This is a genomic window from Parasediminibacterium sp. HNIBRBA5674 (assembly GCF_056745525.1).
Genome location: NZ_JBQWIE010000014.1, coordinates 86,935 through 92,934, shown reverse-complemented (window position 1 = coordinate 92,934; position 6,000 = coordinate 86,935). Strand labels below are relative to the sequence as shown.

4 protein-coding genes are annotated in these 6,000 nt (G+C 35.9%); 3 read left to right on the top strand and 1 reads right to left on the bottom strand.

Annotation, left to right across the window (positions count from 1 at the left end; genetic code table 11):
• Positions 1-335: 335 nt before the first annotated feature.
• Positions 336-2,264, bottom strand: a complete 1,929-nt coding sequence (gene dxs / locus ACT9TX_RS09040) for a 1-deoxy-D-xylulose-5-phosphate synthase (RefSeq protein ID WP_481337955.1) — start codon at positions 2,262-2,264, stop codon at positions 336-338.
• 308 nt (positions 2,265-2,572) lie between these two features.
• On the opposite strand from dxs, the gene ACT9TX_RS09035 reads away from it, so the two are divergent.
• The 3 genes from ACT9TX_RS09035 to ACT9TX_RS09025 all read left to right on the top strand — a co-directional run bounded on the left by ACT9TX_RS09035 (position 2,573) and on the right by ACT9TX_RS09025 (position 5,991).
• A complete protein-coding gene (locus ACT9TX_RS09035) occupies positions 2,573-3,634 on the top strand; it encodes a sensor histidine kinase (protein WP_481337954.1) in 1,062 nt (353 codons plus the stop codon).
• Positions 3,635-3,662: 28 nt separating this feature from the next.
• Positions 3,663-4,397 carry a LytR/AlgR family response regulator transcription factor gene (locus ACT9TX_RS09030; protein WP_481337953.1) on the top strand — a complete coding sequence of 245 codons (735 nt, stop codon included), beginning with the start codon at positions 3,663-3,665 and terminating at the stop codon, positions 4,395-4,397.
• Between the two features lie 259 nt (positions 4,398-4,656).
• Positions 4,657-5,991, top strand: coding sequence for an ammonium transporter (locus ACT9TX_RS09025; protein WP_481337952.1), 1,335 nt, complete (start codon positions 4,657-4,659; stop codon positions 5,989-5,991).
• The last annotated feature ends 9 nt before the right edge of the window (positions 5,992-6,000 follow it).

The window sequence follows — 6,000 nt, the reverse complement described above, 5'->3', positions numbered from 1 at the left end:
TGTGGTGGAAATCCTGAAAAACTAAATGAAGTTTTATTGTGTAACACCTCATAAATATCTTTCGTACACCTATGGGCTCTAATGAATAATTAATAGCCATACTGATTTGTTTTTTAATTTTATTAATAAAGTTTACTATCATGCATAACAAGTAATAGTTACACATTTCAAACACCAATTTATATAATAATTACATACAGCCTTATAATTGGCACTCGCAATATGCTTATTTAACAATATTTTAAAATTAAAGATTTGGGGATTAGGCAAACAAAAAAAGGGTTAGCATTTTTGATGCTAACCCTTACCGTAGTAATAATACTTATGCTGATTTGTTAAAGCACATTTGTAACAAGTGCTGTAGTTGCAACCAATTGCTTGGTAGTATTTATGATAGCTGCTACATCATAGCCACATTCTTTATACAGTTCTTTCAAAGTGCCGTGTTCTACCAATCTGTCTGGTATACCTAATATTTTTACTGTCGCTTGGTAATTATGTTGCGCCATAAATTCTAATACCGCTGAGCCAAAACCACCCACAACTGTACCATCTTCTACCGTAATTACCTTGCTGTATTTAGAAAATACTTCGTGCAACATCGCTTCATCAATAGGCTTTACAAAACGCATATCATAATGTGCAGGATTTAAACCTTCTGTTCTTAATTCTCTTATGGCAGCTTGCACAAAATTACCAGGATGACCAATCGATAATATTGCAACGTCTTCACCATCTTTCAGTTTTCTACCTTTTCCTATTTCTAGCGTTTCAAACTTGGTTCTCCATTCTGGCATTACACCTTCGCCTCTTGGGTAGCGTATTACAAATGGATATTTAGTAGTTTCTAGCTGCGATGTGTACATTAAATTACGCAATTCCTGCTCGTTCATTGGCGCAGCAATTATCATGTTTGGTATACATCTAAAATACGCTATATCGTAGCAACCATGGTGCGTTGGCCCGTCTTCACCTACTAAACCAGCTCTATCTAAGCACAGTACCACGGGCAGTTTTTGTATCGCCACATCATGCACCACTTGGTCGAAACTGCGCTGCATAAAGGACGAATAAATGTTGCAAAACACACGCATACCTTGTGTAGCTAAGCCTGCACTTAATGTTACAGCATGCTGCTCGCAAATGCCCACATCAAAAGCACGGTGCGGCATTTTTTCCATCATATACTTTAACGAGGAACCGCTAGGCATAGCAGGTGTTACGCCCATTACCTTATCGTTCATTTCAGCCAGCTCAATCATCGTATGACCAAACACATCTTGATACTTTGGCGGCTGCGGTGCGTTGTAAGTTTTCTTTACTATTTCACCGGTAATCTTATCAAATAAACCTGGCGCATGCCATTTGGTTTGGTCTTGTTCTGCCAATGCATAGCCCTTACCTTTTACAGTTACAATATGTAAAATTTTAGGGCCTGGAATTTCTCTTAAATCTCTTAAGGTATCTACCAAATTGGTGATATTATGCCCATCAATAGGGCCAAAATAGCGCAGTTTTAATGCTTCAAATAAATTACTGCTACTACTTACCATGCCCTTTACGCCTTCTGTTAATTTGTGCGCCATGGCACGGCTAAAACCTTTGCCCACAGGCAGTTTGCCCATTATTTTCCAAACGTCAGACTTTAATTTATTGTACGTAGGGCTTGTAGTAATATCGGTTAAATACTCTTTTAATGCACCAACATTTGGGTCAATGCTCATGCAGTTATCATTCAATATTATTAGCACGTCACTATCTGCAACACCTGCATGGTTCATGGCTTCAAAAGCCATACCTGCTGTCATACTACCATCACCAATAATGGCTACGCTTTTTCTATTTTCACCTTTATATTTTGCAGCCATAGCCATACCTAAAGCCGCAGATATTGATGTAGAAGAATGCCCTACACCAAATGTATCGTACTCACTTTCACTACGTTTAGGAAAACCACTTAAACCACCATATTTTCTATTTGTAGGAAACTCGTCTCTTCTACCAGTTAATATTTTATGTCCGTAAGCTTGGTGACCAACATCCCATACCAATTGGTCGTAAGGCGTATTGTAGATATAATGCAATGCAACAGACAATTCTACCACGCCTAAGCTCGCAGCAAAATGCCCACCGTGTACGCTTACTACATCAATTATGTATTGACGTAACTCGTCGCATACTTGATGCAACTGCTCTCGACTGACGGTTTTAAGGTCGTTAGGTGAGTTGATTTGTTTAAGTAAAGCGCCTGGTACGATTTCCATGAAAAGGTAATTTTTGTAAAAATAGTGTTTAAGAAAGTTTCTTTGAAAGAAACAATGATGACAAAATACGGAAAGAATTGTTGTGTTTACTATCTAAACAATAAAAAATATTATCACGAGTAATGATTTTTAGATTTTTAGCTGAAAATATCTTTTTTAAAGTGAAGATTTTTTTGCAAAAAAATACTTTATTCGCTTTGCATTATTTGTTTATTTACACGAAACCATTTTCTACCAAACACAAACCCTAATTGCCTTTAATAACTTTTAGCATTTGCTAAGAAATAGGCAATACTACTTTTGCGACAATGAAAAACAAATCAGGATTATATTGGCGCTGTCAAATAGGGGGCTGGCTTTTTTACGGCCTTGTTTCTCTATTTTTTACGCTTAGTCAATTAAATTCAAATCCACAGTTTGCTAAAAATTTTGAGCCAAGCAGATTTTACCCAAGATTATTTATTTCTCTTTTTACTGGCTTAATTATCACACATTTACTACGTATTGCCATTATACAATTAAAATTACGACCACCAGAAATTAAGCAAAAGTGGTGGCTTATTCTTGGCTGCGCTGTTATTGGTGCGTATTTCTATGGATTATTTAATAGTGCCTTGGTAGAAATTTTTGAATTGTACGACCCAAAACGAAAATTCAGTTTACTACAACGCTCTTACTACAATTTATTTAGCGACTCGCCTATCATTTTTGCTTGGACAAGTTTCTACTATTTGTGGCATTATATTCAAATAAATACCAACTCTGAAATTGATAAAATAAAACTTGAAACGACGGTAAAAGATCTTGAGCTACGCACCATCAAGTCGCACATTAATCCGCATTTTATTTTCAATGCCCTAAACAGCATTAGAGCATTGGTAGATGAAAATCCCGAAAGAGCAAGAACGGCCATTACAGAACTAAGCAATATTTTGCGCAGCAGTATGCAAATAGAAAAAATAGAAATTGCACCGCTTGAAAGAGAATTGAGTATTGTAAAAGATTATCTGGCACTAGAGTACATTCGCTTTGAAGATAGATTACGTGTAGAATACATGATAAATGATGACACACTAAATTTACCAGTACCACCAATGATGCTACAAACATTGGTTGAAAATGCTATTAAACATGGTATTGGCAAACAAAAACAAGGCGGTTTGGTGAAAATTTCTTCTACCATTCACGACAATAAACATTTGTTAATTGTAGAAAACACAGGCGAACTAAGTAGCGATTATAACGTTGAAGGATTTGGTATTGCAAGTACGCAAGACAGATTAAAACTATTGTACGGTAAACATGCCAACTTTGAACTGAAAGATGTAGGCAATAATTTGGTACAAGCAAGGGTATCGATACCTATTTAAACATTTTGACCATTAAAATTGAAGCACTATGGCAATAAGCGCAATTATTATAGATGATGAAAGGCTAGCAAGAAACGAGCTGAAAAAACTATTGCTAGAACACAGTGATATAGAAGTTATAGACGAAGCTACCAATGTAGACGAAGGTTTAGAAAAAATAGAACAACACAATCCTGAGTTAATATTTTTAGATATACAAATGCCGGGCAAAACTGGTTTTGATTTATTATCTGAACTAGACAAAGCACCTAAAGTAATATTTACCACAGCTTACGATGAGTACGCCATCAAGGCTTTTGAAGTAAATGCACTAGATTATTTATTAAAACCAGTAGAGCCAAAACGCTTAAGTGACGCTATTAATAAGTTTCACGATGAACTAAATAAAGAAAAAGCAGAAGGCCAAATAAACTATAACAGAGGCCCACTAAACGAAAATGACCAAGTGTTTGTGAAAGATGGCGAAAGATGCTGGTTTGTAAAACTTGGCGATATTCGCTTATTTGAAAGCGTAGGCAATTACGCTAAAGTATTTTTCGGTGCTAATAAGCCACTAATATTAAAATCGTTAAATGCACTTGAAGAACGTTTAGATGAGCGTATGTTTTTTAGGGCAAATAGAAAACACATCATTAATTTAAGATGGGTAGAAAAAATAGAACCTTACTTTAATGGTGGTTTATTGGTAGACTTAAAAGGTGGCGAAAAAATAGAAGTAAGCCGTAGGCAAACTGTGAAGTTTAAAGAAATGATGAGTTTATAATATTTACTACAATACGTTTAAAAAGCCGTTGCAATATTGCAGCGGCTTTTTATTTTCTAAGAGGCACAAAACGCATAACAATTTATACAATATAAAAATAGTATTTTCAAAAATTTATTACTCCAGACTATTTCAAAAGGTCATTAGCAGCAAAAAACAAATTAGTTTTAAATAAATGTAAATTATTTTTAGGTTTTTTATATAATTTTTATATTTTCACCAAAGAATTTTATGTTTCATTAACCAAAACTAAAACATCATGTCGAAATTCACCTTCAAAACAGCAGCACCGTTTTTAATACTATGTGTTGTAGCCATTGCGGCGTTATTTATTAAAAGCGTGCCTATATTTGATGAAGGCAAGTTTAACCCTGCAGATATTGCTTGGATTATAGTAGCAACTGCATTAGTATTTTTAATGACACCAGGTTTAGCATTTTTTTATGGCGGTATGGTACATCGTAAAAACGTATTATCTACCATGATGAAAAGTGTAGTTGCCGCTGGTGTGGTAAGTGTGCTTTGGGTAGTTGTAGGTTTTAGCCTTTGCTTCGGCGATTCTGTTGGAGGTTTTATCGGCAACCCTTCTACATTCTTATTTTTCAAAGGGGTACTTTCTGGTAAGCCATGGGGCCTTGCACCAACTATTCCAATTTTATTATTCTCAATGTTTCAATTAATGTTTGCAGTAATTACGCCGGGCTTAGTAGTAGGCGCTATTGCAGAAAGAATGCGCTTTACAGCTTACATTTTATTTACCGTATTATTTGCGTTACTAGTATACGCACCATTGGCACATTGGAGCTGGCATCCTGATGGCTTCTTGTTTAAAATGGGTGCTCTTGACTTTGCTGGTGGTACAGTTGTTCACATTTCAGCCGGTTGCGCAGCACTTGCTGGTGCATTGGTTTTAAAACCAAGAAAATCATGGTTTATTAATAAAGAAACTGTTCCTGCAAATATTCCTTATGTATTAATAGGTACTGGTTTATTATGGTTTGGCTGGTTTGGCTTTAATGCTGGTTCTGCTTTAGGTTCTAACAGTTTAGCTGTGTCTGCATTTGCAACTACTAATACTGCTGCCGCGGCCGCTGGTTTATCTTGGATGTTTTTTGATGTATTAAAAGGCAAAAAGCCATCAGTACTAGGTTTTTGCATAGGTGCAGTCGTTGGTCTTGTTGCCATTACGCCAGGTGCAGGCTTTGTTGCTATCCCTCAAAGTATTTTCATAGGTGTTTTAGCAGCAGTTATTTCAAATGTTGCAGTAACTATAAAATCTAAAACTAGCTTAGACGATACTTTAGATGTATTTCCTTGCCATGGTATTGGTGGCATAGTTGGCATGTTACTTACAGGTGTTTTTGCAAACAAAACTGTAAATAGCCTTGGTAACGACGGTTTAGCTTACGGCAATGCAAGCTTCTTCTTCACTCAAGTTAAGGCTATGGCTTGTGCCGTTGGTTATAGCTTTGTAGTTTCTTACTTAATTTTCAAATTCATTAATTTTATTGTTCCCGTACGTGTAAGTGAAGAAGATGAAGATGAAGGTTTAGATGCTAGCCAGCACGATGAGAATTATGGCAAAGCGCACTAAAATAATAAC

Bases quoted from the DNA above. Each gene is read 5' to 3' on its own strand.
- ACT9TX_RS09025 (WP_481337952.1), top strand. From the start codon at position 4,657: ATGTCGAAATTCACCTTCAAAACAGCAGCACCGTTTTTAATACTATGT.
- dxs (WP_481337955.1), bottom strand. From the start codon at position 2,264: ATGGAAATCGTACCAGGCGCTTTACTTAAACAAATCAACTCACCTAAC.
- ACT9TX_RS09030 (WP_481337953.1), top strand. From the start codon at position 3,663: ATGGCAATAAGCGCAATTATTATAGATGATGAAAGGCTAGCAAGAAAC.
- ACT9TX_RS09035 (WP_481337954.1), top strand. From the start codon at position 2,573: ATGAAAAACAAATCAGGATTATATTGGCGCTGTCAAATAGGGGGCTGG.